Below are 24,537 nucleotides of genomic sequence, written 5' to 3'. Positions count from 1 at the left end.
GGTCAGCTAGATTTAGCGATCGCACTATTTGTTGATTTGAAAAAAAAGCCTGCACAAAATTTTATCAGCTATCTTAAAAAGCATTCAGGACGAATAGTTAACTACGAGTATTTTTCTACTGAAGGTTTATGTTCTATTGGTTCTGGCGCTGTGGAATCAGCTGTGAAACAGATTGGTAAACGTTTAAAAATTTCCGGCGCACAGTGGAAATTAGAAAACGTACCTCGGATGCTACAACTTCGATCTGCTTATCTCAATGGTCAGCTTACTACCTGATATTTTTGCAAAGGTGAGATGCTCCCAGAGTGCGGGTTATTGGGTTGCTTTATGCTTAGAAAATGGACTGGTAGGACAAGGGTTAAATCAAGAATCAGCAATCAAGCAACTTAAAGAAGCGATCGCATCTTTTTTGTCAGTCTATAAAATCGAACCTAATATTTACTATCCTTCACTCGCTATAGAAGAATTACATGAGTTTTTGGAACTGGAAGACACTGAACCAGACAAAGTGATAAAAGTTTTAACTCTAAGCGTTCCAACAGACTGATGATTGTATCTGCAATTGTGTTGCGATCGCACTTGAGGAATTAGAGGTGCGATCGCAAAGTAGTATAGCGAATTGATTAAGAGCACGTATTCGTCCTCATTCCCTAGCTCTTTCTGGCAAGTTTTCCAGCAGGGTAAGCCAGCGTCAAAGTCCCTCTCCCAACTTTGAAAAAGGGAGTTAGGCTGAGGACCCAAAGATGTTTCTCCCAAAACGGGATGCTCCCTGATAAACAAAGATAAACGCTTGCTTTCTTCACAAGTTCCTCAAATTGTTTTGCTATAAATATAAATATAGGGCGAAAACCTTTAAGAAATTTAAAATTCACAAGTCGCTAAACATAGTATAGGGATTAGTCATCTTTGACAATCCAGCATCTGGAAACCCGAAACCGTAAAGACCAATTACCAATGAAATCGGAGGTCTATTATGATGTTTAAAAAGATTCTAGCTGCATTAGAACGCTCGGAAATAGGGCAACAAGTTTTTGAGGAAGCGTTGGATTTAGCAAAGTTAACACAAGCTAGCTTAATGCTAGTGCATGTCCTATCTCCCGAAGAAGAGGGTAGTCCTTACCTACCTATGCTGTCTAATTTTGACTACTATCCGGGATTGAGCAGTCAAAGCTTCGAGTTATATCAAAAGCAGTGGGATGCCTTTAAAAATGAAGGAATTAAAATGTTGCAATCTTTCTGTGCCCAAGCTAACACAGCAGGTGTAACTACGGAATTTACACAAAACATTGGTAATCCTGGCCGCATCATTTGTGATTTAGCTCATAGTTATGGCGCTGACCTAATTGTTATGGGTCGTCGGGGTCGTTCTGGGTTAGCAGAATTATTTCTCGGTAGTGTGAGTAACTACGTTCTTCACCATGCTCCTTGTTCAGTGCATGTTGTGCATCTTCTAGTAACTCCTAAAAAAGATGAAGTTGTTAAAGAAACTACAAGCACTTTAATCGTTAACTAATGACTTTACCAAATCAGTTTGATAAAGTCGTTCCTTGGTTAATGCTCAATCGTAAAGGGTTGGATATTCTAACCGAAACTTAAGCTAAGTGTAATGAAAAATTGCTCCTCTATGTTTTCCCCAAGAGGAGCAATTTTCTAAGAGAGACGTAGCTAACGTTCCGCATCCGCAGGAAATGGGTATTAAACTCTCTAATTCCAGACAATTGTTTATTAATGTGACCTTTGCCAATAGAAATGAGGAATCAGTTTCACAGAAAGGTATGCTGTTAATCAGCATTATCATAAAAAAGCAATTTGTCCAATGAAAAATACTTCTGCGAAGGAAATAATTGCAGGCATTTCCCGATTTGGCAAAGCTAATTTCAGAGTCACTAAGAAACAGATTTTATTTAGTACCCTTATTCTATGCCTTGGTTTACTGGGACTGGGTGGTTTCTGGTTTAAATCCAGATATAAGTTTGATAATAAGATGAGTGTCAAGCTACAAGAATTATCTAATGTCGATTATCCAGTCAATCCCGCGCCCTTAGGCAAAAATTTTCAAAGATATTCTAATAGAAAATTAACAATTATTAAGAAAGATGATACACATTTCGATTTTGTGCTTGAGCCAACAGATAACAGAACGGCACAAATAGTTATAAAAAATGTTGATTTAGAGCTATTAGTCCCTAAAGCACCCGAATGGGTTAAAAAAGATCAAGGTTTAGAAATAATCGCTTTTACAGACCGTGAGTGGAACAGACAACAGGTTAGTTTTCCTGCTAATTCAAAAAATATAGAAATTGTCGGAGGAGACGGTTTTGAAAAGCAAAACCTCGTAGAGGTTGCTTTAGCTAATAATTGCTTAAATGCAGGATTTTGGGAAATTTTACTTTTCACGAAAGAGGATGGTAATAAATCTCTTTATTATCAAAGTTGGTTTACCTTTCCAATGGGACATTACAAAAATATTTTTGAAAATATTAATAAGATTTCTTATTGGCAGCATTGGTGGAAGTTAGAACACTGGCAAGATCCCAGTGGCACAATAGTAAAGACTAATCTTCTGAGAAATGTAATTGATCAAAAAGAAGTTGTTACGCAGTTTCCCCTTGATGAAAGAATAATTGTATCAGGAGAACAAAGTAGAAAAGTTAGAACTACGCTAGCGTCAAATATCACAAAATGGAAAGATTTTTACGACGCTAAAAATGAAATTAAATTTGCCAGTTTTCGACCACCAGGATTTTACGATCAAAATAAGCCTTGGGGAAATCAATATTGGAGAATAGGCAAATTTGACAAAGCCATTTTAAGGAATATTAAACCGATTGGCGTTGAACAAAATTTACAGGAAATTGAGCTAGGATTCACAGATACCAAGACTGGTGAAAAAAATAGATTATTCATTAGTGGCATTAATCTGAAAACGCTTCCCCAATTGCCTGTAGAAGAGTATCCTAAAGGCTTATATATGCCGATGGGAATTGGGATACCTCCTTTTTATCAAAGCTACGATGAATTAACGAAAAATCATCCAGATGTTAGTCCCTACTTCAGTGTTTTACTAGATTCACAAGACCGGTGGATAGATCATCACCATTTAGCAGTTGATGGTTCAGTGATGCATCTTGATAAAGATAACCCAAATCTTTTGCATCTTTACTTGCTATCCTATGAAAGGAATACTTTAATAGCTCACTTTTTGATAAATTTAAAATAGATAGATTATTTATTTTATTCTTTAGGAAGATAACGAGAATCTCCACCTCTGGAATTGAAGCAGCTGGTTGACTTTACTGGTTGACTTTAATATTTAGTCAATCGGTACTTGCCTGAGTAAAGCTATCCACATATCAGATGGATCTGAGTAATAATCAACTTCCTCAACTTGATATTGATAAGATTCACAACCTTCTCGTAAAATAATATGATCGCAGGGTTTAATATTTCTGCCGATCCCAGTCATATACCCTATCATTCCTTCATTGAGGCGCTCAAATACATAGTCGCTTCCCCAAACTAGTTGGCTATAATCATGTATTTTATTCTTTTGTTTTAATTCGTTTGCTGGAAAGCTAACTAGGGCTAACTTACTTAAAAAACTAAAACTTAAGTTCATACCTGTCCTGATCAAAGACATAAGTGAGTTCTCCCAAAGAAGAAATCTATAACGAAGAGTTCTGGACTCTAAGTAAATCTCAATTCCTTTCAATCACCAATCCAGAATCGAACAGGTGGACAATCTAGTTAGGAATCAACCGAATTGACAGCTAGTAAAAGCAATGTATCACTCAATCTTTAATTAAATGTCTGCACCCATCAGTAGCAAAAAATAAATTACAAGTAGTTTTTTGAAAAGCTACTTCTAAAATAATTTTAAAATAAGCTCAATAATTTACAATTAATTTTTGTTAAATTTTAATTTTTATTTATTAATTTTTAATTTTTACCAAATGATGTACTTTGTACAATAACAATTTAAATTTACATTACCATCATCCGCAGCTTCAACTGTAAAATCACCGAATTATTTAACAAGATGGGGTCATATATAAGTATTTTTTACTTAACTAGATAATATTCAATTTATCAACCTTTTATGTCTATAGAATGTTGTTTATGTATATTTTTTAAGATAAATCTAATTTAGTCCATACTTGTGGTTTTTAGAGCGACATCTACTTGCTTCAGTAGTACTTCTAGGGTAGAAGAGTTATCTAAAACGACATCTGCATGAGCCACTTTTTCTTCGAGAGATAATTGGCTATTGATCCTGGCTCGTGCCTGTTCTCTATTTAACTGGTTTCGTTGTATCAATCTTTGTAATTGTTGCTCTTGGGAACAACGCACTACCCATATTTCTGTAACCAAATCAGTCATTCCCGCTTCAAATAATAGAGGCACTACTAACACCAGTGTTTCTGAGGAGGACTGGGCAATTGCTTTGAGGAAGCGATCGCGCACATTAGGATGAATCAAATTATCTATCCAGTTGCGTTCATCTTGACGGTTAAAGATAATTTCGCCTAGTTTTTGGCGGTTGAGGCTGCCATCTGGTAGTAAAATTTGTTCGCCGTAACGTTGAGCGATCGCACCAAGAATAGGCGAACCTAAAGATACTGCCTCTCTAGCAAAAATATCTGCATCCAGAATCGGTAGCTTATAAGCGCTAGCTAAATAATTGGTGACAGTGGTTTTGCCTGTGGCAATACCTCCAGTTAAGCCGATTATACGTTTTGTCATTTGTCATTTGTCATTGGGTGCTTGATACTAACAATTTGTCGCCCATGTTATCAATGCTTGAGTTAAACCATCTAAAGTATATTCTTCAGCTTCTACATCCACATGCCCGAATAAAAAATGACAAGTTTTAGAGGTTTGAGGCCCGATTGAAGCAATACAAACACTCTCTAAAAATTGACTAACATCAGAGTTGCTGGAAAATATGTTGTTAGTAAGTTGACAGAAAAATTGCACAGTTTTAGAACTGGCAAAAGTAATCACATCTATCTTGCGATTTTGGAGAGCTAACTTTGCCTCAGGTGGGATACCACTAGGACAACAAGATTGATATGCGGCAACTTCTATCACCTTTGCTCCCTTGAGAGTTAATTCCTTAACCAAAACTTCTCTTCCTCCGCTTTCAACTCTGGGAAATAATACCTTTTTACCATCCAGATCCTCTGGGAAATTTTCTACTAAAGAATCGGCAACAAAGTTGGGGGGAATAAAATCTGCTTGGAGAGAGTGTTGTTTGAGACAATGGGCTGTTTTCTCGCCAACGACGGCAATTTTGATACCAGCTAAGGCACGGGTATCTTTACCTTGGGCAATTAGCCTTTCAAAAAAGTAATCTATGGCATTGGTAGAAGTGAGAATTAACCAGTCGAAGTCAGATAAATGAGCGATCGCATCATCCAAAGCTTCCCAACTGGAGGGCGGGCCGATCTCTAAGGTAGGCATTTCGATGACTGTTGCGCCTAATGCAATGAGGCGATCGCTAAATGTACCCGCTTGTCCAACGGAACGTGTCACCAAGATTGTTTTGCCAGTGAGAGGTTGGGGAGAGGCAAAGAGGTTGCTTAACATAACAGGGGGGCTAGAAGTTTGGGCTGTAGTTGAATCCTGACAATCTATTTTCTCAGGTTGTAAGTACTTGCGTAGCCCAACAACTTCGCCAATAACAATTACCGCCGGAGAAATGGATAATTCGGTGGTTTGTTCTAGAATATTGCCCAGTTGCCCTATCCAAATTTGTTGGCGAGGAGTTCCTGCCCAACGGATGATGGCAATGGGTGTTAAGTGCGATCGCCCGTGTCGCACCAGTTGATGTACAATCTCTGGCAGATGTTGCCCTCCCATCAAAATTACCAATGTCTCTAGCCGTGACAGTGCTTCCCAGTCTAAAACCTCTGGTTCATGAGCTGTAAGCACTGCAAAAGTGCGACTCAACACCGGATCTGTGAGGGGAATTCCTGCCAACAACGGTGCTGCAAGGGCTGAGGAAATTCCTGGTACTAGTTCAAAATCACAACCAGATGCTTTGAGCGCTTCAATTTCGGAAGTACAACGCCCAAAAATTAACGGATCGCCTGATTTTAGCCGTACAACTTGTTTTCCTTGCTGGCAATACTTTACCAGTAACTTGTTAATCTCTGCTTGGGTTGTACTGGGTTTACCACCGCGTTTTCCGACATCCAATTGCAAGCAATCAGGTGGTACGCACTGCAATAATTGAGCATCTACCAGGGCATCGTAGATTAAAACTTGAGCAGCAGCTAAGAGATTGTAAGCTTTTACCGTCAGGTATGCCACATCTCCAGGCCCAGCACCTACGAGGTAGACTTTACCTTTTTCTTGAGTCATTAGTTATTAGTCATTAGTCATTAGTCAGAAGAGGCAGGGGAGCGGGGAGCAGGGAGCAGGGGGGAGGATTGTACTCCGACCAATCGAGAACGCCCTGGAAGGGCGGGGCTTGATACCCATGTTCCGCTCCGCTTCACGGCAACTCCTGGAGACGCTGCGCGAACGGGACTTTCTATTGCTCCCCCTGCTCCCTGCCCCCTGCCCCTCTGCCTCTTCGGTCAAGAGTTATTCCCCTTGTCCCCTTGTCCCCTTGTCCTTTAGTCAATTAGTTCGGGTATTAATTTTTTGGATTAGCTGATTAACTTGCTCAACCATTTCCTTGTTTTCCTCAGCTTGGAATAACTCTCTGGCTTTTTTGAGATTAACGATCGCTTCTTCTAGCTGTTGTTCTCTTCCTAAAGTGATTCCCAAATTATAGTAAGTGAATGCATCGTTGGGTACAAGGCTAATGGCTTTTTTGTAATGTGCGATCGCTTCTTGCGGTTTCCCTTGATCATCCATCGCATTTCCCAAGCCTGTGTAAGCTTGTGCATGTTTTGGATCAAGGCGAATCGCTTCGGTATAGTCGGCGATTGCTTCTGCTAGCTTGCCTTGAGCGTAAAAAGCGCTTGCTAGATTATAGTGAGCGTCTGCATAGTTAGGAGCCAAGCTAATGGCTTGTTTATACTGGGCGATCGCTTCTTCTAGTTTGCCTTGAGCGTACAGAGTATTTCCCAGGGCATTATAACCTGCGGGATTTTTTGGATCGAGACGAATGGCTGCTGTATATTCGGCGATTGCTTCTGCTGGCTTTCCTTGAGCATACAAGGCGTTCCCTAAGTAATAGTGAGCGTCTGCATACTTGGGATCAAAGCTAATGGATTTTTTGTACTGAGTAACTGCTTGTTCTAGCTTACCTTGATCGTACAGAGCATTTCCCAGACGCGTGTAAGTTGGGGCATAATTGGGTTTGAGGCGAATAGCTGCTGTATATTCGGTGACTGCTTCTGTTAGCTTGCCTTGAGCGTACAAAGCATTTCCTAAGTTATAGTGAGCGTCTGCATACTTGGGTTCAAGGCTGATAGCTTTCTTATATTGGGCGATCGCAGGTTCTAACTGATTGAGCCTTGCTAAAGTCAAACCCAAATTAAAGTATGCTCTAGAGTCTTTAGGATCGAGGCTGATGGCTTTTTTGTAATGTGCGATCGCTTCTTGTGGTTTACCTTGATCGTCGAGAGTATTTGCCAAAGCAATATAAGCTTGTGCAAAGTTCGGTTCCAGTTCAATTGCTTTGCGAAAAGCCGCCTCTGCTCCTTTGAAATCTCCTTGTTTGTAGAGATTGGTTCCTTGCTCAAAGTTAGCAACTGCGTTTTTGTTTTGAGGAACTGCGGACTGATTTGAGCCTGGAATTTTTGATAAAACAACGCCAACATCTTTACCAAAGGCAGTATTTCCATTACTCAAACACAAGCAGATAATAGCTGCTACCAGTAGATTCTTGTTTTTCAGCATTTTTATTACCTTATCTGCTTGATTTACATGTAATATCGAGTGCAGCTAATTGCCATCATAAAAACACCCCAGACCCTCCTCACACAAGTCTTGCCGCAGCCATATCTATCTTTATTAATAAATTTTCCACTGCGTTTCTATCTCGCCTCTGAATAAATTCCGAGCCTCATAGCTGAAGTCCACTTGAGTGGACTTCAGCGGAGTCTAGCAGGAATTATAAGTGATTAACCTAACTTGATACAAGTCTACTCTCATACAAGTGTCCATTTGTACACAATAGTTGAGGCTTTATTAGAATTAAAAAGTCGTTTTTTAACTAATCGCTTACACTTTTGTTTTGACAAGTTTAGCAATGGCTGCAATTAATTCTTCTGGGTTAAAAGGCTTGGGCAAATGCATCTGAAACCCGGCATTTAGCGCTTCTTGCTGGTCATCGTTTCTAGCAAAAGCCGTCAAGGCAATTGCTGGAATTTGTCCACCTCGCTCTGGTGTCCAAGTTCTCACTTGATGTATTAACATATAGCCATCCATATCGGGCATACTAATATCGCTGACCAACACATCTGGCTTTACCTGTGCTAAAGCTTGTAATGCTTCAAATGCTGAAGATACCGCGATAACAAAAGCCCCATCTTGCTCTAATACAAAAGCAGCAAAATCTCGTGAATCAGCATCATCATCGACAACTAAAACTCGAACGCCAGTGAGAGGTAAGGAGTGAGGAGTTAATAATGGAACGTAGTTTTGTTCATCCGTTAGACTTGGACTTTCATCTTGCAAAAGTGGCAAGCTAACAGTAAATATTGCCCCTTTGCCTTCACCGTGGCTATTTGCTTTGACAAGGCCACCATGTATCTCTATGATATTACGCACAATTGCCAATCCCAGTCCTAATCCACCAAAATTTCTCGTAGTGGTGCTATCTGCTTGGCGAAAGTAATCAAACACAAATGGCAAAAACTCAGCGCTAATTCCCTTACCTGTATCGCTAACTATGATTTGGGCATAGCCATCAGCTTGCTTTAGCCGTACTTCTATCTTTCCTCCCTTTGGTGTAAACTTGACAGCGTTAGAAAGGAGATTCCAGACAACTTGCTGCAAACGAGTCGAGTCGCCCATAACTTGCCCCACATGGGCTTCAAATACTGTACTTACCTCAATCAACTTTGTTTCTGCCGCTAAACGCATTGTCTGTAGTGCAGACAATACCGTAGACTCTAGGTTAATCTTCGTAATATTCAGCGTCAGTTTGCCCTGTAAAATTCTAGAGATATCCAGCAAGTCTTCGATGAGTTGAACCTGTAAGGTAGCATTCCGCTCAATTGTGGCTAGTGCTTCAGATGTTTTTGCTTGGTCTAACCTGCCCATTTGCAACAACTTTGACCAGCCGAGTATTGCGTTTAGTGGAGTGCGTAGTTCGTGAGAAAGGACGGCTAAAAATTCATCCTTAATTCGATTGGCTGTTTCTGCTTTAGCTCGTGCAACTTGTTCTAATTCCAGCAGGTGCGCCCGTTCTTCAAGTATTTGTTTTTGCTCGTGGATATCTGTACATGTTCCAAACCACTTCACTACAATCCCTTGTTCATCTTTGAGTGGTAAACCTCGCGCTAGCTGCCAACGATAAGAGCCATCAGAAGCCCGTTTAAAGCGATATTCATTGTTATATATAGTGCTATTTTTTACAGCATTAGACCAAACTTCATCAGCACTTTGGATATCATCTGGATGCAATGCAGCCAACCAACCAGAACCCAAGGACTGCTCTAATGTTAGCCCAGTGTATTCGCACCAATTTTGATTAAAAAAATCACATTCACCGTTAGGATTGGTTGTCCATACAAGTTGAGGAATTGCCTCAGCTAGGTAACGATAGCGTTCTTCGCTTTGTCGGAGAATTTCTAAAATGCGTTGACGCTCAAGGATTTCTTGTTGTAATTGCTCGTTGGTCTTGGTAATTTCATTGGTGCGAACAGCAACCATTTCTTCCAGATGATTCTGGTATTTTCGTAGTTCCTTCTCTACCCGTAAGCGTTCGGCTATTTGTGTTTGAAGTTCTTGATTTGCTTGTTCTAATTGAGCAGGGCTAGGAAGTGCTAGTGCTTGTGGAACTAGAGGTATAAGTTCTAGTGCCGTAACTACAGATATTATTGCAGTTACTGCTTTGACAAACCCCGATACCCAATAGGTTGGATGCCAAAGTGTCCAAATCTCTATTAAATGAGTAGTGCCGCAAGCTACGATAAATGCACTAAACAGTAGAAAAATCCAATCAAAGGGCAAATCCTGCCGCTTGCGGACAAAGTAGAAGAGTGTAGCTGGAATCGAGTAATAAGCTAGAGCAATGAACGCATCAGATAATATGTGTAACCAAACTAAATTAGTTTGCCATAGATAGCAGTGACCATGTGGAATAAATGATCCTGATGTAAAAAAATTAGTCCATAATTCTGATATTATATCTGACATAAACACTTGGTTTTTTGAATCTATAAAATCTACTACTAAATTTATTTTTTTAATTAGCCCAAGTTGTTCGCACATCGGTATTAAGAGCTAACCAAAGGCGGCTTGGCTATTGAATTGCCATTTGTGATCTTTCTTGTCCTCACCTGATATAGCAGTTACTGCACAGATAACGGTACAGAAAAAATAATTAACCACAGATGAATATATATCCTCGTAGGAGTGCACTACTTTGCTACCTAACCAGTACCCAGTCAAATGAGAATCGCTATACTATTTTAGTACTAAAATATTAATGATGCAGTGGTCTAGTTCCTTTACTGCTTAAGGAAATATAATATGTCTTTACAAACAAAAAAAACTGTTAGTGTGGATGTTTTGCAAAAAGACAAGTTTTTAAAATTTCCACAATTTTCTCCTCTAAACCCTAAATAAATTCATTGTGGATATAGAGCTTATAGCGCATCAGATTTTAGTTTTAAGGGCGATAGAGCGAGTGGTCAAACTTGCGAAAATTGTAGATATAATTGCGGCAGACACTGGTAAATTCCAAACCAAAACCCATTCTCACCATCATGGGGATAATGGTAAAAATTAGGAGACGGAACAGGAAGATTTAATCTCCGCAATTCTGAATTAACTTAAGATGGAATTGACTTAGCACTCATTTTATCTAACAGTTGAGTTATTTTTTTAGCTTTTTCAGGTTGGCGTTGTTTTTGCAATAAATCTTTAGCTTGTATCAGATTAGTTTTGGCTTCTTCTTCTCGTTCTTGCTGCATTAGAATATTTGCCAGACGCAAATAAGCATCAGGGTTTTTCGGACTGCGGCGAATCACTTCCCGGAATAATTCTGTTGCTTCCTCTACTTGGCCTTGTTGGTTTAAAACATCTCCCAAAAACAAACGCACCACATCATTAGTAGAGTTAAGGGAAATCACTTTGCGAAACGCAGCTTCTGCACCTTGGTAATCTTTTGCTTGAGCAAGATTGATTCCTTTTTGAAACAAGTTTGAGGTAATCAAAGTTTTCCAAGCGAAATAGCCAAGAATTGACAGACTGAGAACAACTACAAGAGCAGCGATAATAGAAGTAGTGGGAAAGGTTTCTAGCATTGTCTAAGCCAAAAGGCAGGCGATAGGAAAAATCAGATATTCGATAAAAAAGAGTTTCCAGATAAATTGGTAGAATTGAGCGATCGCACTTTTATCTTGTAAGTCTACTGCCAAACTCCGCAACCACATCCAGACTAGCAGTGCCAAATGAGTAATTACCACAAATATGGGGTTAACTGAGGCCACACGTAGCACGCCAACCAAAATTATCCCCAGATAGCAGACAGTTATCACCCAAAGGGCTAGATTAAACACAGCTTGCGAACCGAGTTTGATAGTGAAAGTAGAGATATTATAGAGGCGATCGCCTTCCATATCTGGTATATCTTTAAATATAGCGATCGCAAAGGTAAACACCAAGATAAATAACGTCAGCACCCACACCACAGGCGGAATTCCTTGGCTTTGTTTCAGCACCCAGCTATAGTGCAAATACAACCCTAAATTAACAATTGTGCCGCGCACCGAAAAAATACACAGCGCTGCCCAAAATGGAAACTGTTTTAAGCGAATTGGCGGTAAAGAATAAGCAGTACCAATGGCTAAACTAATTGCTACCATGCCAAATAAGAATGGCCCAGTTAGCCACGCCACAACTAGCGCCAAAATCCCAGTAAAAGCGACAATAAATTGCCCCGTCTGTCGGGAAAACTCACCTGATGCCAACGGTAAATGAGGCTTATTAATCTTATCAATATCAATATCTTCTAATTGATTCAGCCCCACAATGTAGACATTGCCACACAGACAAGCAATCCATGCGCCCAAAACCCGACTCAGTGGAATACCAGAAAATCCAGTTGAGGAAACAGCAATGGCAATAAAATATAAACCCAACACACTCAGACTTGTACCAATAATCGTGTGAGGGCGAGAGAATTTCCAGAAAGCGTATAACCAATGGAAATATGATTGAACGGGTTTGCGTGGCAAAGGGCTGTTTTGATAACTCTGGCTCATGAGTAGCTTAGATTAGTATTCCGGCTTATTGTTAACCCTGACTTTTCATGACATTTGGAAAACCTCACTTCCATTCGTCTCTCCTGTTATCGAGAGGCTTTGAATTCTCCCCATTCGCTACAAGGGTTGGGGCTGAGGGGTTAGGTTGCGTGTTAACTTTTCCACATGACCTGAATTGTCAGATTGTTAACCATTGTTACAGAATTTGGTCATTAACAAGAGCCAAAGCTTTGGATGCACTGTATCGTAGGTGAGGTAGCGGTGGCTTGGGCCGTTAGCACAGCCCGTCGTAACCCTAATCAAAAGCCAGCTATACCTAATGAAAGAGAATTATTCTACCTTACGGAAGAGACTTTATCCCGAAAAATCTGACAAGCAACTATGAAAATATCTCTTCCCGATTCTCCACTCCCTACTCCCCATAACGTTACAATCTATCAGAAAAGCAAAGAAATAGTTAAATTATGACAGCTAATTTGGCATCTAAAGCGACATTTGACTTTGTGACCGTGCTATCCCAGGCTGCGGCTGGGTATCGAGGCCAGAGAGGCACACGTCCTAGTGCTGAAATATTAGTAAATGCGTTGCTAGAAGCAGAAAAATCTGCCAAGCAGCAACGCTTAACTTATCCGTTTGAGTCTCTTCTAGGTAAATGGCAACTTTGCTTTGCTACTGGCACTAAAAAAGTCAGAGAGCGTGGGGGAATTGTATTAGGCAAGGGTTTGTATGTACCCAAGTTTATAAGAATCCATGTTTCCTTTGATGCCACTTTAGAACAGGATTCAAACAGGGGCGAAATTAGTAATCAGGTTGAATTTGGCCCAGTTTTGTTGAAACTTACAGGGCCAGTGCAATATTTAGGTAAGAAAAATTTATTGGCGTTTGACTTTAACCAGATGCTTATTAGTTTGTTTGGTCGTGTTGTATATGACAGACCAATGCATTCTGGTAAAGTTCAAACAGAAGATTTCTACAACCAGCCTATAGCTAAATTACCCTTCTTTGCCTTCTTTTTAGTTACAGAAGATTTCATTGCAGCTCGTGGTCGGGGAGGAGGATTGGCATTTTGGATTCGAGAAACTTAAATACACTGGATTTTACGTTCGCACCAACCATCAAACTGGACGACAACTAGACAAAATACTGTGCATATTTACTACTTGTCCAATGACTGCGATCGCAGGCGCACCAAAGCCAGTTTGCTCTACCTGCTCTACAATTGTCTCTAAAGTACCAATCAATTCTTCTTGTTCTGGGCGCGTACCCCAGCGCACCAAAGCAATGGGCGTTTCTAAATTCAACCCAGCTGCACTTAACTGTTCCAGAATATAAGGCAGATTGTGAATTCCCATATAAATTACAATAGTTTCGGAACCGTGAGCGATCGCATTCCAATCCACTTTCGGTTTATACTTACCAGCCGCCTCGTGACCAGTAACAAATGTCACTGAAGAACTATAGAGCCGATGAGTCAATGGAATACCTGCATAGGCCGCCGCAGCAATTCCCGATGTGATACCGGGCACAACTTCCGTTGATATTCCCGCGTTGACTAATTCTTCCATCTCTTCGCCACCGCGACCAAAAATAAAAGGATCGCCACCCTTTAGCCGCACCACAATTGCATGATCCTGCGCTTTCTCAATCAGCAATTGAGTTGTTTCTTCCTGGAACAGTGAATGTTTTCCCCTCCGCTTACCAGCGTTAATTTGCTCGGCTTGGGGATTAATCATTGCCAGAATTGCCGGACTCACCAAGGCATCATAGATAACTACATCTGCACATTCCAACAAACCCTTAGCCTTCAGAGTAATTAGTCCTGGATCTCCTGGCCCCGCACCTACTAAATAAACCTTTCCCAAATACTTGTTCTCCTGTTTTTCTGTGCGGTTCATCTATCTATCTGTTAAATCCCAAATTAGCTCGGCTAATTCTGCACTTGCTCCCAGTGGCTGTGCCAATTGGAAATTCACCGCAGAAAATTGTAATTTTAGCTCCTCTATTGAGGCCGCGATCGCATCAGTTATTCCACCAGTGAATAAAAAGTATGGCAAAATTGCAATTTCTTTATAACCAGCAGCTACCAACTCTTTCACCCGTGATTCTAAACTAGGAGGCCCAGACCAATAAGCAGCTACGGCTGGCAAACTCGCAGCCATAGCTTCCACAGTTTCTTTGGAACCTGGGCGACGGCTACCATGAGCTAAGAGAATCCATGCTTCTGCTTTGATAGCAGCTATTTGCTTTGCCAGCAATTTCTCTAAATTGGCGTGAGAACCTAAGTATGGTTGCAACTCAATTATGATATCCTGACCGAGAGCCTGTTGTGCTAGTGCTACTTCGGCCGGAATATCTGTCATGACATGCACTCCCGGCAGCAGAAATAGCGGTACAATTTTGAGACGATTATCGTTTTGAGATAGTTTGCAATCACCAAAAGCGTTCTTGGCAAATTCTTGAATCTGCTCGTGTAAAGGCTGAGGACTCATTTCCAAAGCAGCTATGCCAACCTCATGTTCGCTATTTAATGTGTTGTGGTTTTCTGACAATTTGTGACATACCAGCTTTGCTAGTTGCTGCATAGCAATTTCTGGGCGGCGATCGCGACTTCCGTGAGATACTAGCAGATACGCAGATGACATTGGCAAAGTTTGAACTCTCAGTGACTAATTCTCATATCTTACTTAATATTAAGCTGGTGGTAGTAGGTACTTTGGTAACTTTGGTAATTATTGAAACTATTATCAATCACTAAATAGAAGTATTCTTAATCACTTTTATCGGTAACTTCAAAAATTAAATTACTCAATTTCTACATCCAAGATAACTATAAGCTTCTGCTCCCCCTGCTCCCTCATCTCCCCCTGCTCCTTGCCTTATTGCTCTTCAGCAGTGTAAGTATAAAATTGATCAAAACCTCCCACCGTTTCAAATTTGTAAGAAGGTAGCCAAGAATTTATTGTTAAATCTGTACGGTAAATGCTAAAAATAATATAATTTTGTCTTTCTGTAGTCCTGGCAATAATTTCTTGGATTTGCGGGTTAGCCGAATCAACCAACTTATCACAATTAAAGCGGATTAAGTTTTCTATAAGATTGGTGGTTTTTTTGCATACATCGGTTTTTAAGTATTCTGTCAGCCGTTGCACTGCATATTCTTCATACTCAACCTGACTGGGATTGGTATTCGCCATTGTCACACCCAAGGCGGCGAGTCCTGCTGCTGCTCCAGTATATGCAATGATCGTTAAGGGTTTCATGTTTGCCAAGTAAAATACATTGTAATTGTTAGATTCCAGAGACTCTAAATCAACTAAATCCGTTCCTTGAAGAAAAACTCTTGATCGCTTGCCAAATTATTGCTATAATTCAAATTGTTGAATGGCGAGCGTAGCCAAGTGGTTAAGGCAGTGGTTTGTGGTACCACCATTCGTGGGTTCAATTCCCATCGTTCGCCCTACACAATTTAATACCGACTGATCCATAACTCTTACAAAAAATGGGTTGTGGTTCTGAACATTTATAACCATTACTTTAGCAAGGATCTGCCATCTACGAGTGTATGGACTTGGAAGAGTCGCAAACCTAATATAATTCATCAGATTTACTTATAAAAAGCTTGATGTATATAAGTAAATCTACTTTCTAAATGAAAATTAGGTGTGCAATGTCTTACGACAAGCCACTTCTCTACGTTCCCTGCGGGACGCTTACGTGCAGCTTGCTTATTTGCAGAAGTACGTGTCTACGCAACGCCGATAATGTAGAAAGTTTGATAGCTAAATATGAATTATTCCAAAAAAGTGGTTTATAAAAGCTGTGAGGTGCTCTTTCTCTCTGCGCCCATTGCACTAAGCTTTTGCTCAGACTTCTCTGGAGCATTAACTTTTAATATTAAAGTTAGTTCGACGGATTATCATATAGTGTCCGTCTAATCAGCTTAATAAAAAGGCCTCTAAGAGGTTTGTCGAACTCACGTTATATTAAGATTCCCGATTTCTATAAGAAATCGGGAATCTTAGCATCAGGAGTTTTGGAACACACATTTAACTCTTAAAAAATGCCTAAAAGAATGATCAAAGTCAGTCCACAGAAGGCAAGTAAGGAGATAATAAGAATATTGCCTATACTGTGGTCAGAAGCTGTTAACTTATCCGGATTGGTAGCCATATAAATTGACTCCATTTAAACAACTTTTGCTTAAATTATAACTAGGGTGTATCAAGATTAGTCTATCTTGGAACAAAAATTGATTTTAGTTCATTGAAGTTTAACTGAATAGTTAAGCTTTAAGCGGAACAATAAAATTTTGTATGTGTCAAAGGTAGGGAAATAGATAATAGCAAGCCAATTACTGATTACCCAAAGTACCAAAATATCAGTAATGCTCAAAGTTGCCGGATAGATCATCTCTACCCACGATGAAAATGAATATTAACACTCTAGAATACTTAAAAAAGTATTGATTTACCAGCCTTACAGAGCTTGAAAGCAAAATCTTGACATTATCAGTGTGCGAATAATCAAATACACGTACATAAATGATATAGTAAAGGTTAGCTCAAGCAGTTGAGGGCGTGAGATATTGTGCCCTAGATAGAACCATGCAGTTATTTATTAACATCTATCAAAAGAAATAAAAATTGTATTCCTTTAGTTAGAGTCAAAAATACTGAGTCATAGATACTTTAAGTAAAGAAGAACACGGTTTAAGTGCCTGCTGAAAAGTTGATACTTGTAGGTACACAGATAAATATAATTTATCTGTGTTATTTCGTGTTTATATGTGTCAAACAAAAGGTGGAGGCTTATTTGTCTCGCCTTGACAGTCAACAATGCAAACATCGTTATCTAGTGGAGTCGCCATGTCTGAATTGCTTCAAGCAGTCTTAGATAGTGAAGAAAGAAGTGATTTGCGTTCCTTTCTTAGTGAATTACGCCAACAAGAAAAGAAGTACTTGCTGCGGAACGACATACTGAATGTATATAGTGAGTATTGCTCCAAGTCCCAGAAACCTGAGGAATTTTACACTTCCTCTGAGTTAGGCAAACTAATTTACTATACTCAAGAAATTATTCAGGAGGACTCAAACTTCTGTTTCATCATCCGTTCTAAGATTGCTAGCCAAGAAGTTTATTGGTTGACATCAGACTTGAGCATTGAGCCGATGACGGTGCAGGATTTGTTGGATCTGCGCGATCGCTTGGTGAATAAATATCATCCCAACGATGGCGACCTGCTAGAATTGGACTTCGGCCCGTTTTATGACTACACCCCAGTCATCCGCGACCCCAAAAATATTGGTAAAGGGGTACAATTTCTCAACCGCTATCTATCCAGCAAAATATTTCAAGATTCCAAACAATTGCTGGAAAGCTTATTGAATTTCTTACGCCTGCACCACTACAACGGTGTTCAACTGCTGATTAACGATCGCATTCAATCACAGCAGCAACTTTCCGAGCAAGTTAAGAAAGCTATCGGTTTTGTTAATAATCGCCCCGAAGATGAACCCTACGAACAATTCCGGTTCCAATTGCAGTCAATGGGTTTTGAACCGGGTTGGGGTAACACCGCAGGGCGTGTACGGGAAACTTTAAATATTCTCGATGAATTGATTGATTCTGCCGATCCTCAGACCCTAGAAGCCTTCATTTCACGGGTTCCGATGATTTTTAGAATCGTCTTGGTATCAGCTCACGGTTGGTTTGGGCAAGAGGGAGTGTTAGGCCGTCCCGATACTGGCGGTCAGGTAGTTTACGTCCTTGACCAAGCAAAGAGCCTAGAGAAGCAGCTACAAGAAGATGTCATGCTAGCTGGTTTAGAGAAATTGAATGTCGAGCCAAAGGTGATTATTCTCACCCGCTTGATTCCTAATAGTGATGGCACCCTATGTAATCAACGACTAGAAAAAGTCCACGGTACCGAAAATGCCTGGATTTTGCGTGTCCCTTTACGGGATTTTAATCCTAACATGACTCAAAACTGGATTTCCCGGTTTGAGTTTTGGCCTTATCTAGAAACATACGCTATTGACTCAGAAAAAGAACTACGGGCAGAATTTCAAGGCACACCTGACTTAATAGTTGGAAACTATACTGATGGAAATTTAGTAGCATTCTTGCTGGCGCGACGGTTGAAAGTTACCCAATGCAATGTTGCCCATGCTTTGGAAAAATCTAAATACTTGTTCAGTAACCTCTACTGGCAAGAATTAGAGGAGAAATATCATTTTTCATTGCAATTCACAGCTGACTTGATTGCAATGAATGCTGCCAATTTTGTGATCAGCAGCACCTACCAAGAAATTGTTGGAACACCGGATAGTGTGGGACAGTACGAGTCTTATAAGTGCTTCACCATGCCGGAGTTGTACCATGTGACCAATGGGATTGAATTATTTAGTCCCAAATTTAATGTTGTGCCACCTGGAGTAAACGAAAATAATTACTTCCCCTACACCCGGACTAAAGACCGAGTGGAGAGCGATCGCCAACGCCTTGCAGAAACACTCTTTACTCTGGAAGACCCAGCGCAAATCTTTGGCAAACTCGACGATCCTAACAAGCGCCCTCTCTTCTCAATGGCGCGTCTTGACCACATCAAAAACCTCACAGGTTTAGCTGAATGTTATGGTCAAAGCAAAGAATTACAGGAGCATTGCAATTTAATTTTGGTGGCGGGTAAATTGCGCGTTGAAGAATCAGGCGACAACGAAGAACGTGACGAAATTATTAAACTTTACCAAATCATTGACGAGTACAATCTCCACGGGAAGATTCGTTGGTTGGGCGTGCGCCTGACTAAAGCTGATTCTGGTGAAATTTATCGAGTGATTGCCGATCATCAGGGAATTTTTGTACAACCAGCTTTATTTGAAGCTTTTGGGTTGACAATTTTAGAGGCGATGGTTTCAGGATTACCGACTTTTGCCACACAATTTGGTGGGCCACTGGAGATTATTCAAGATAAGGTTAATGGATTTTTGATTAACCCAACAAATTTAGAGGAGACAGCCACGAAAATTGTGGACTTCATCACTAAATGCGAACAAAATCCTAATTACTGGGATGAAATTTCCAAGCGAGCAATTGACCGAGTTTACAGCACCTATACTTGGAAAATTCACACTAGCAAGCTATTATCCTTAGCAAGGATTTATGGCTTCTGGAACTTTACCTCGAAGGAAAATCGGGAAGATTTGCTGCGCTATATAGAGGCTTTATTCTATTTAATTTACAAGCCAAGAGCGCAACAGCTATTAGAGCAGCATAAGTACCGATAATAAGCTAGGAGTTAGGAGTTAGGAGTTAGAAGTTATAAAAATCACAAATTTTCGTAACTCCTAATACTCACATCCTTCACCTTAGTATCTAACGACTGGAAGTCGCGGCTACACAAACGAAATCCGCCTGCGCGGACTACGGAATCTCAAGGGTTTTGTAGTCTGCGGAGGCAGGCTTTGTTCTGGTAGCCGCGATTTTAATCGTCTGGTGCAAGATATGGAAATACCAATTCTTTATGAAACTGCACAAAATCAAGCTTGGCAAGATTTGGAGCTTGAGTAAAATTGTTCAGGAGCAACCTCAGAGGTAATCGGTATAACTCCTAACTCCTAACTCCTAACTAAATTGTCAACGCCCGCCAAGTTCGTTGACCAGCTATTCCATCTACTCCTAAATTGCGCTGATTTTGAAAGGCTTTGACAGCAGTCTCTGTCAGTGCGCCATAAATCCCATCCACTCTAATGGCATAACCGTTAGACACTAACAGCCGTTGTAAGACTCTGACAGCAAGACCAGAGCTACCGAAATAAAGAGTCGGCATAGGTTGGCTACTAAACTTCTGGAAGCGTCCTGTAGCCTTTGCACGGACTTTATCTCCAGATTGAGAATACTTTTTAGACTTACCTAAGTTAGAAGAAGCTAGGAACTGATTATTTTTGCTGATTTTCTTAAGTATATGTTCTTTATCTGGTGCGATCGCTGCGGCAGAAGCCTGGGAAATCCCATCTGTCTGCATGAATTCAGGTGGTGTAACTTGAGCAGTTATCTCTAACTGACTCTCTTTTGATTGGTTTTGGTCATTTTCCATCTGAACTAATTGCTGCTGTGGCAAATTGGCTCCAGATGCTTGTCTTATTGCTAACACGCCCGTCATCATCAGGCCAATTTCAGTCATTGTAGTTCATTTTACTTCAACCAATATTTCTTTTAACCAACAACATTGCTGCTGTCCGGAATAGTGCATACTGACCAAAAAAAAGTCATGTACTATTTTTTTCAGATAATATTGCCATGCTCATATTTACTCACCTCCTCTTCCATTTAATCAGACTAATATGATTAGCTTTGTGCTTTTTTTATCTTTAATCAAGCCACGAACTTGTAAGATATAGGATCTAAATCAACGGTTTAGACAATAACATACTATATGATCATATGGGAATGCTATCAAACAAATTTGCCTAGTTGGCTTTGGCTCACGCTTGGTATGCTGATGTTGCTTTTATCATGTTTATACTGCCAAAAAAATCCTACTGGATTCATAGAGTCAGTTTTTTAAGTATTGATTAATGCAACATTTGAAAATAATGATAAGCTCTTGATTTAAAACAATTTGTCCTCCTTTAGAGGGGGTTATAAACTTTTTATCAATCACTATTATCTTGTAGGATACATTCTGCTCGTAGCAGCATTCTTTGGTTTTCCCAACTTGACTATGGAAGTTTTCAGGCATAATTCTTAAATATCTGCTTTGTGATTGAACCTGTATGGCAACTTCGCCGTATTCTTGGTTCAATCTCAAGAAAATGAAATCGTACAAAGTTATTACATAGACTTGAATTTTAACTAGAGTTTAGACTACTGCATGGCAAAATTCCACAGGGGCACTGAACTTAATGTCTACGCAATTCTCTTACCTAACCTGTGTTAATTTTTATATCATTTTTAAATATTGAGATAGAAGCACCTTAATTAAAAGCGCGATACCGATAGCATTCGCGTAGCGTCTCGTAGAGAAGCGCTAGCGAGTCATCTAGCGTCATAGCCCGCGCTTAGTATCCTCAGTTGTGGATACTGAAAAAGTTTTTACTTTTTCTCATCTCGCCACAAAGCAATACCGCCTAATAAACCAGTGATATTGGGAATAAGTTTTACATTTAAGGGTAGCTGGAAATTCACTCTTACAGCTTCACCGCCGCCAATGTAAAGGTAATCATAATTGAACAGATGTTGCAAGGATGCGATCGCTTTTTCTAAACGCCTATTCCATCTTTTTTCACCAATTTTTTCTAACTCTGCACGCCCCAACTGCTGCTCAAAAGTCTCTCCTTTGCGAAACGGATGATGTCCCATTTCCATATTCGGCACCAGCTTACCATCTACAAATAAAGCCGAACCAAACCCCGTGCCCAGAGTAATCACCAGTTCTACACCTTTACCTGCGATCGCACCAAACCCCTGCATGTCTGCATCATTAATCACCCGTACAGGCTTGTTTAAGTGTTTTAATAATGCTGTTTCCAAATCAAAGCCAATCCAATCTGGATGTAAGTTTACCGCTGTTTCCGTGACCCCACACCGCACCACACCGGGAAAACCCACCGAAACACGATGAAATTCACCTTGAGCCGCCGCTAACACAACAATTGCATTAATTACAACCTCCGGTGTAGCAGGTTGGGGTGTATCTAAACGGGCCCTTTCCGTTACCGGATTCCCCGTAATATCCAAAACCATAGCCTTAACGCCACTACCGCCAATATCAACCGATAAAGTACGAATCGATCCATTTTCTTCAACCATTGAGTTACATCCTTCTTACTGCTTAGTTAGTGCTTGTTACTTCGTTATTATGCTCTGCTGCATCTAAATAATATCTGGATGTTTGGAGAGTCTTCACATTGCTGGGGAGAGCAAGCAAGAAATAACTAATGCCCAATGCCCAATGCCCAATGACTAATACCCAATACCGTTAAAATATAAATGTCACAATTTAAGCCATATGCACAGTTTCATTCCACCAGAACGCTTTTTTCCCTACCTCACCTGGACTGATATCCAGGCAATGCCAGATAAGGAAAATGTGGTAATCATCCAGCCAGTGGGAGCAATTGAACAACATGGTCCTCATCTGCCGTTGATTGTAGATGCTGCGATCGGTGTGGGAGTGTTGGGAAAAGCAATGGAAAAGCTGGATGCAAGTATTCCTGCTTATGCTTTACCTAACCTTTATTATGGCAAATCTAACGAACACTGGCACTTTCCCGGTACCATTACCCTAAGCACGGCAACTCTCACGGCAATCATTATGGAAGTGGGAGAAAGTATTTACCGGGCTGGGTTTAGAAAACTGGTGTTAATGAACTCCCACGGTGGACAACCCCAAGTGATGCAAATGGCGGCGCGGGATTTGCACGTTAAGTATGATGACTTTTTGGTATTCCCGTTATTTACTTGGCGGGTGCCTAATATTACTAAAGATTTATTGACTCCGAAAGAAGCAGCGCTAGGAATGCACGCCGGAGATGCTGAAACTAGCATTATGTTATCGATTTTGCCAGAACAAGTGAAGCTAGAGAAAGCTGTTGCAGAGTATCCACCAGAACAATCAGAAAGTAGTTTACTGAGTTGGGAGGGGAAGTTACCTCTGGCTTGGGTGACGCGAGATATCAGTAAAAGCGGAGTGATTGGTGATGCGACAACCGCAACTAAAGAAAAAGGCGATCGCATTCTCGAATCTGTCGCTAACGGTTGGGTGCAAGTTATTCAAGATATTTATGCCTATCGACAAGCAAAGGTGGAGGAGGGATTGACGCGTTTTACTCAAAGTTAAAAATCCAATACATTAGATGCAGGACAGCATCTAGATTTGCTAATGTAGTAATAATGGAAATAGTACTAGTTTAGCTGTTTAAAATCTATCGGGCAGCAAGTTTCTATTAAAAGTAATATAAGAGAAAGAATTATGACGGCATTTGAACCCAAGAGCCTCCGTTCTTATAGCCAAGAAGATGTCCAACAAATTCTGCACTTAGCGATCGCTCGTCAAGCTAATGACAAAGATACAGAATTTTCTTATGAGCAGATATTAGAAATTGCTGCTGAGTTAGAAATTTCACCTGATTCTTTAAAGTTAGCAGAACGCGATTGGTTAGTACAACAGGGTCAAGTCCAACAACGAAAGGCTTTTGACGCTTACCGCATCAGAAGATTTCAGAAGCGTCTAGGGAATTATACAATTTTCAATGGCTTTTTTATACTACTAAATTTAATCACTGGTGGCGGAATTTCTTGGTCGCTTTATATTTTGCTATTCAGTGGATTGCCTGTAGGGCTGGATGTCTGGAATACCTTTCAAATCAAAGGCGAAGAGTATGAAATGGCATTCCAGAAGTGGAATCGTAAGCATGAGATTAAGAAAACCATCAGCACAGTTTTGAATAAGTGGTTTAAGGTATTACAGGCTTAGTAAACTTGCTTGCGTGGGATCTTGACTAGGCGTAGCGTCTCGTAGAAAAACTCGTTGTAGACATCACTAATTCAAAGAAAAACCCCGTAGGAGAATCGGGGTAACATTTACCGCAACATTTGTTGTCTAATACCACTGAAAGAAAATCTAAATAAACACAGCAATTATTAGGAGTAACATAAATGTTATCTGATTGGCTGAAGTATTCTTTCTATCTTTATACGGATATGACAGTCTATCAATAGCCTGAAAGATGATTTTTCTAGTGTGGTTTTCAGATAACACTAGGGCGTGTCATCAATTGAGCCAAATAACAGAAGCAGCTAGATAAATTGCACCCAGAAAGTTGGTAGCGCGTTTATCGTAGCGCGTTGCAATCCCTCGATACTGCTTGAGTTTTGCAAAGAAGTTTTCAATTAGGTGACGGGCTTTGTACAAATCTTGGTCGTAGTCACGAGGGTTATTACGGTTACGCTTGGGGGGAATCACTGCGGTTTTACCTTGTGCCTGAAGCCGCTCAATGACTCGCTCATCCGCATCATAGCCTTTATCTGCTAAAACTGTGTCAGCAACAATGTTGGGTAGCAGTTGATCGGCTCCATCTAGGTCGCAGGCTTGCCCAGGTGTTAGGTGGAAGCTTAGTGGGTTGCCCAATGCATCCACTAC

Annotated in this window: 20 protein-coding genes, 1 tRNA gene and 1 pseudogene; 9 read left to right on the top strand and 13 right to left on the bottom strand. The window is 40.4% G+C overall.

All coding sequences use genetic code 11. The features are described from left to right. The 4 genes and pseudogenes from F8R90_RS00890 to F8R90_RS00875 all read left to right on the top strand — a co-directional run. A pseudogene (locus F8R90_RS00890) lies at positions 1–276 on the top strand (ISKra4 family transposase); the annotation flags it as partial. Then, positions 257–547, top strand: coding sequence for a type II toxin-antitoxin system HicB family antitoxin (locus F8R90_RS00885; protein ID WP_196508770.1), 291 nt, complete (start codon positions 257–259; stop codon positions 545–547). The pseudogene F8R90_RS00890 and the gene F8R90_RS00885, both read left to right, overlap by 20 nt. 429 nt (positions 548–976) lie before the next feature. Further along, positions 977–1,513 (top strand): universal stress protein, encoded by a 537-nt coding sequence (locus tag F8R90_RS00880; RefSeq protein WP_196508776.1) that lies wholly within the window; start codon positions 977–979, stop codon positions 1,511–1,513. 303 nt (positions 1,514–1,816) lie between these two features. Continuing rightward, positions 1,817–3,220 (top strand): hypothetical protein, encoded by a 1,404-nt coding sequence (locus tag F8R90_RS00875; RefSeq protein WP_196508769.1) that lies wholly within the window; start codon positions 1,817–1,819, stop codon positions 3,218–3,220. Positions 3,221–3,313: 93 nt separating this feature from the next. Here the strand turns inward: F8R90_RS00875 and F8R90_RS00870 are convergent, their stop codons facing one another. The 7 genes from F8R90_RS00870 to F8R90_RS00840 form a co-directional block, all read right to left on the bottom strand. After that, positions 3,314–3,640 carry a hypothetical protein gene (locus F8R90_RS00870; RefSeq protein ID WP_196508767.1) on the bottom strand — a complete coding sequence of 109 codons (327 nt, stop codon included), beginning with the start codon at positions 3,638–3,640 and terminating at the stop codon, positions 3,314–3,316. 506 nt (positions 3,641–4,146) lie between these two features. Continuing rightward, positions 4,147–4,743: a dephospho-CoA kinase gene (coaE, locus tag F8R90_RS00865; protein WP_196508765.1), complete on the bottom strand. Its 597-nt coding sequence runs from the start codon at positions 4,741–4,743 to the stop codon at positions 4,147–4,149. A 27-nt stretch (positions 4,744–4,770) separates the two neighbouring features. Next, the gene (cobA, locus tag F8R90_RS00860) at positions 4,771–6,366 is read right to left on the bottom strand and encodes a uroporphyrinogen-III C-methyltransferase (protein WP_196508763.1); all 1,596 of its coding nucleotides are present in this window, start codon (positions 6,364–6,366) and stop codon (positions 4,771–4,773) included. 261 nt (positions 6,367–6,627) lie between these two features. After that, complete coding sequence (locus tag F8R90_RS00855) at positions 6,628–7,857, bottom strand: tetratricopeptide repeat protein (protein ID WP_196508762.1); 1,230 nt, start codon at positions 7,855–7,857, stop codon at positions 6,628–6,630. A gap of 324 nt (positions 7,858–8,181) precedes the next feature. Further along, positions 8,182–10,323 (bottom strand): hybrid sensor histidine kinase/response regulator, encoded by a 2,142-nt coding sequence (locus F8R90_RS00850; RefSeq protein ID WP_230966017.1) that lies wholly within the window; start codon positions 10,321–10,323, stop codon positions 8,182–8,184. 638 nt (positions 10,324–10,961) lie between these two features. Further along, entirely contained in the window at positions 10,962–11,435 is a 474-nt protein-coding gene (locus F8R90_RS00845; RefSeq protein ID WP_196508760.1) for a tetratricopeptide repeat protein, read from the bottom strand. 3 nt (positions 11,436–11,438) lie between these two features. Next, positions 11,439–12,395 (bottom strand): homogentisate phytyltransferase, encoded by a 957-nt coding sequence (locus F8R90_RS00840; protein WP_196508758.1) that lies wholly within the window; start codon positions 12,393–12,395, stop codon positions 11,439–11,441. A 464-nt stretch (positions 12,396–12,859) separates the two neighbouring features. Here F8R90_RS00840 and F8R90_RS00835 point away from each other — a divergent pair, with 464 nt between their 5' ends. Next, the gene (locus tag F8R90_RS00835; protein WP_196508757.1) at positions 12,860–13,480 is read left to right on the top strand and encodes a hypothetical protein; all 621 of its coding nucleotides are present in this window, start codon (positions 12,860–12,862) and stop codon (positions 13,478–13,480) included. A 30-nt stretch (positions 13,481–13,510) separates the two neighbouring features. Here F8R90_RS00835 and cobA (F8R90_RS00830) read toward each other — a convergent pair whose 3' ends face one another. The 3 genes from cobA (F8R90_RS00830) to F8R90_RS00820 form a co-directional block, all read right to left on the bottom strand. Then, a complete protein-coding gene (gene cobA, locus F8R90_RS00830; RefSeq protein WP_196508755.1) occupies positions 13,511–14,290 on the bottom strand; it encodes a uroporphyrinogen-III C-methyltransferase in 780 nt (259 codons plus the stop codon). After that, on the bottom strand, positions 14,291–15,037 hold the full coding sequence (locus F8R90_RS00825) for a sirohydrochlorin chelatase (protein ID WP_196508753.1): 747 nt from the start codon (positions 15,035–15,037) through the stop codon (positions 14,291–14,293). It lies immediately after the preceding gene. 234 nt (positions 15,038–15,271) lie between these two features. Beyond that, positions 15,272–15,655 carry a DUF4359 domain-containing protein gene (locus F8R90_RS00820; protein ID WP_190894947.1) on the bottom strand — a complete coding sequence of 128 codons (384 nt, stop codon included), beginning with the start codon at positions 15,653–15,655 and terminating at the stop codon, positions 15,272–15,274. A gap of 124 nt (positions 15,656–15,779) precedes the next feature. Here F8R90_RS00820 and F8R90_RS00815 point away from each other — a divergent pair. Next, positions 15,780–15,852 (top strand) — tRNA-His (locus F8R90_RS00815). A 1,408-nt stretch (positions 15,853–17,260) separates the two neighbouring features. Further along, positions 17,261–19,681, top strand: coding sequence for a sucrose synthase (locus F8R90_RS00810; RefSeq protein WP_196508772.1), 2,421 nt, complete (start codon positions 17,261–17,263; stop codon positions 19,679–19,681). 341 nt (positions 19,682–20,022) lie between these two features. Here the strand turns inward: F8R90_RS00810 and F8R90_RS00805 are convergent, their stop codons facing one another. Both F8R90_RS00805 and F8R90_RS00800 read right to left on the bottom strand, forming a co-directional pair. Next, positions 20,023–20,577: a peptidoglycan-binding domain-containing protein gene (locus F8R90_RS00805; RefSeq protein WP_190894946.1), complete on the bottom strand. Its 555-nt coding sequence runs from the start codon at positions 20,575–20,577 to the stop codon at positions 20,023–20,025. 911 nt (positions 20,578–21,488) lie between these two features. Then, positions 21,489–22,205, bottom strand: coding sequence for an ROK family protein (locus tag F8R90_RS00800; RefSeq protein ID WP_196508751.1), 717 nt, complete (start codon positions 22,203–22,205; stop codon positions 21,489–21,491). A gap of 199 nt (positions 22,206–22,404) precedes the next feature. Here F8R90_RS00800 and F8R90_RS00795 point away from each other — a divergent pair, with 199 nt between their 5' ends. Continuing rightward, entirely contained in the window at positions 22,405–23,235 is an 831-nt protein-coding gene (locus F8R90_RS00795; RefSeq protein ID WP_196508749.1) for a creatininase family protein, read from the top strand. A 132-nt stretch (positions 23,236–23,367) separates the two neighbouring features. Next, positions 23,368–23,871 (top strand): 2TM domain-containing protein, encoded by a 504-nt coding sequence (locus F8R90_RS00790; RefSeq protein ID WP_190894943.1) that lies wholly within the window; start codon positions 23,368–23,370, stop codon positions 23,869–23,871. A gap of 297 nt (positions 23,872–24,168) precedes the next feature. On the opposite strand, the gene F8R90_RS00785 is transcribed toward F8R90_RS00790, so the two are convergent. Then, a partial coding sequence (locus F8R90_RS00785) for an IS5 family transposase (RefSeq protein WP_196508748.1) occupies positions 24,169–24,537 on the bottom strand: 369 nt, incomplete at its 5' end.

Source organism: Nostoc sp. NZL, from assembly GCF_015714705.1.
Lineage (GTDB): Bacteria > Cyanobacteriota > Cyanobacteriia > Cyanobacteriales > Nostocaceae > Nostoc > Nostoc foliaceum_A.
Note: the sequence above shows the minus strand (reverse complement) of the source record. Positions and strands in the feature narration are given on the sequence as shown.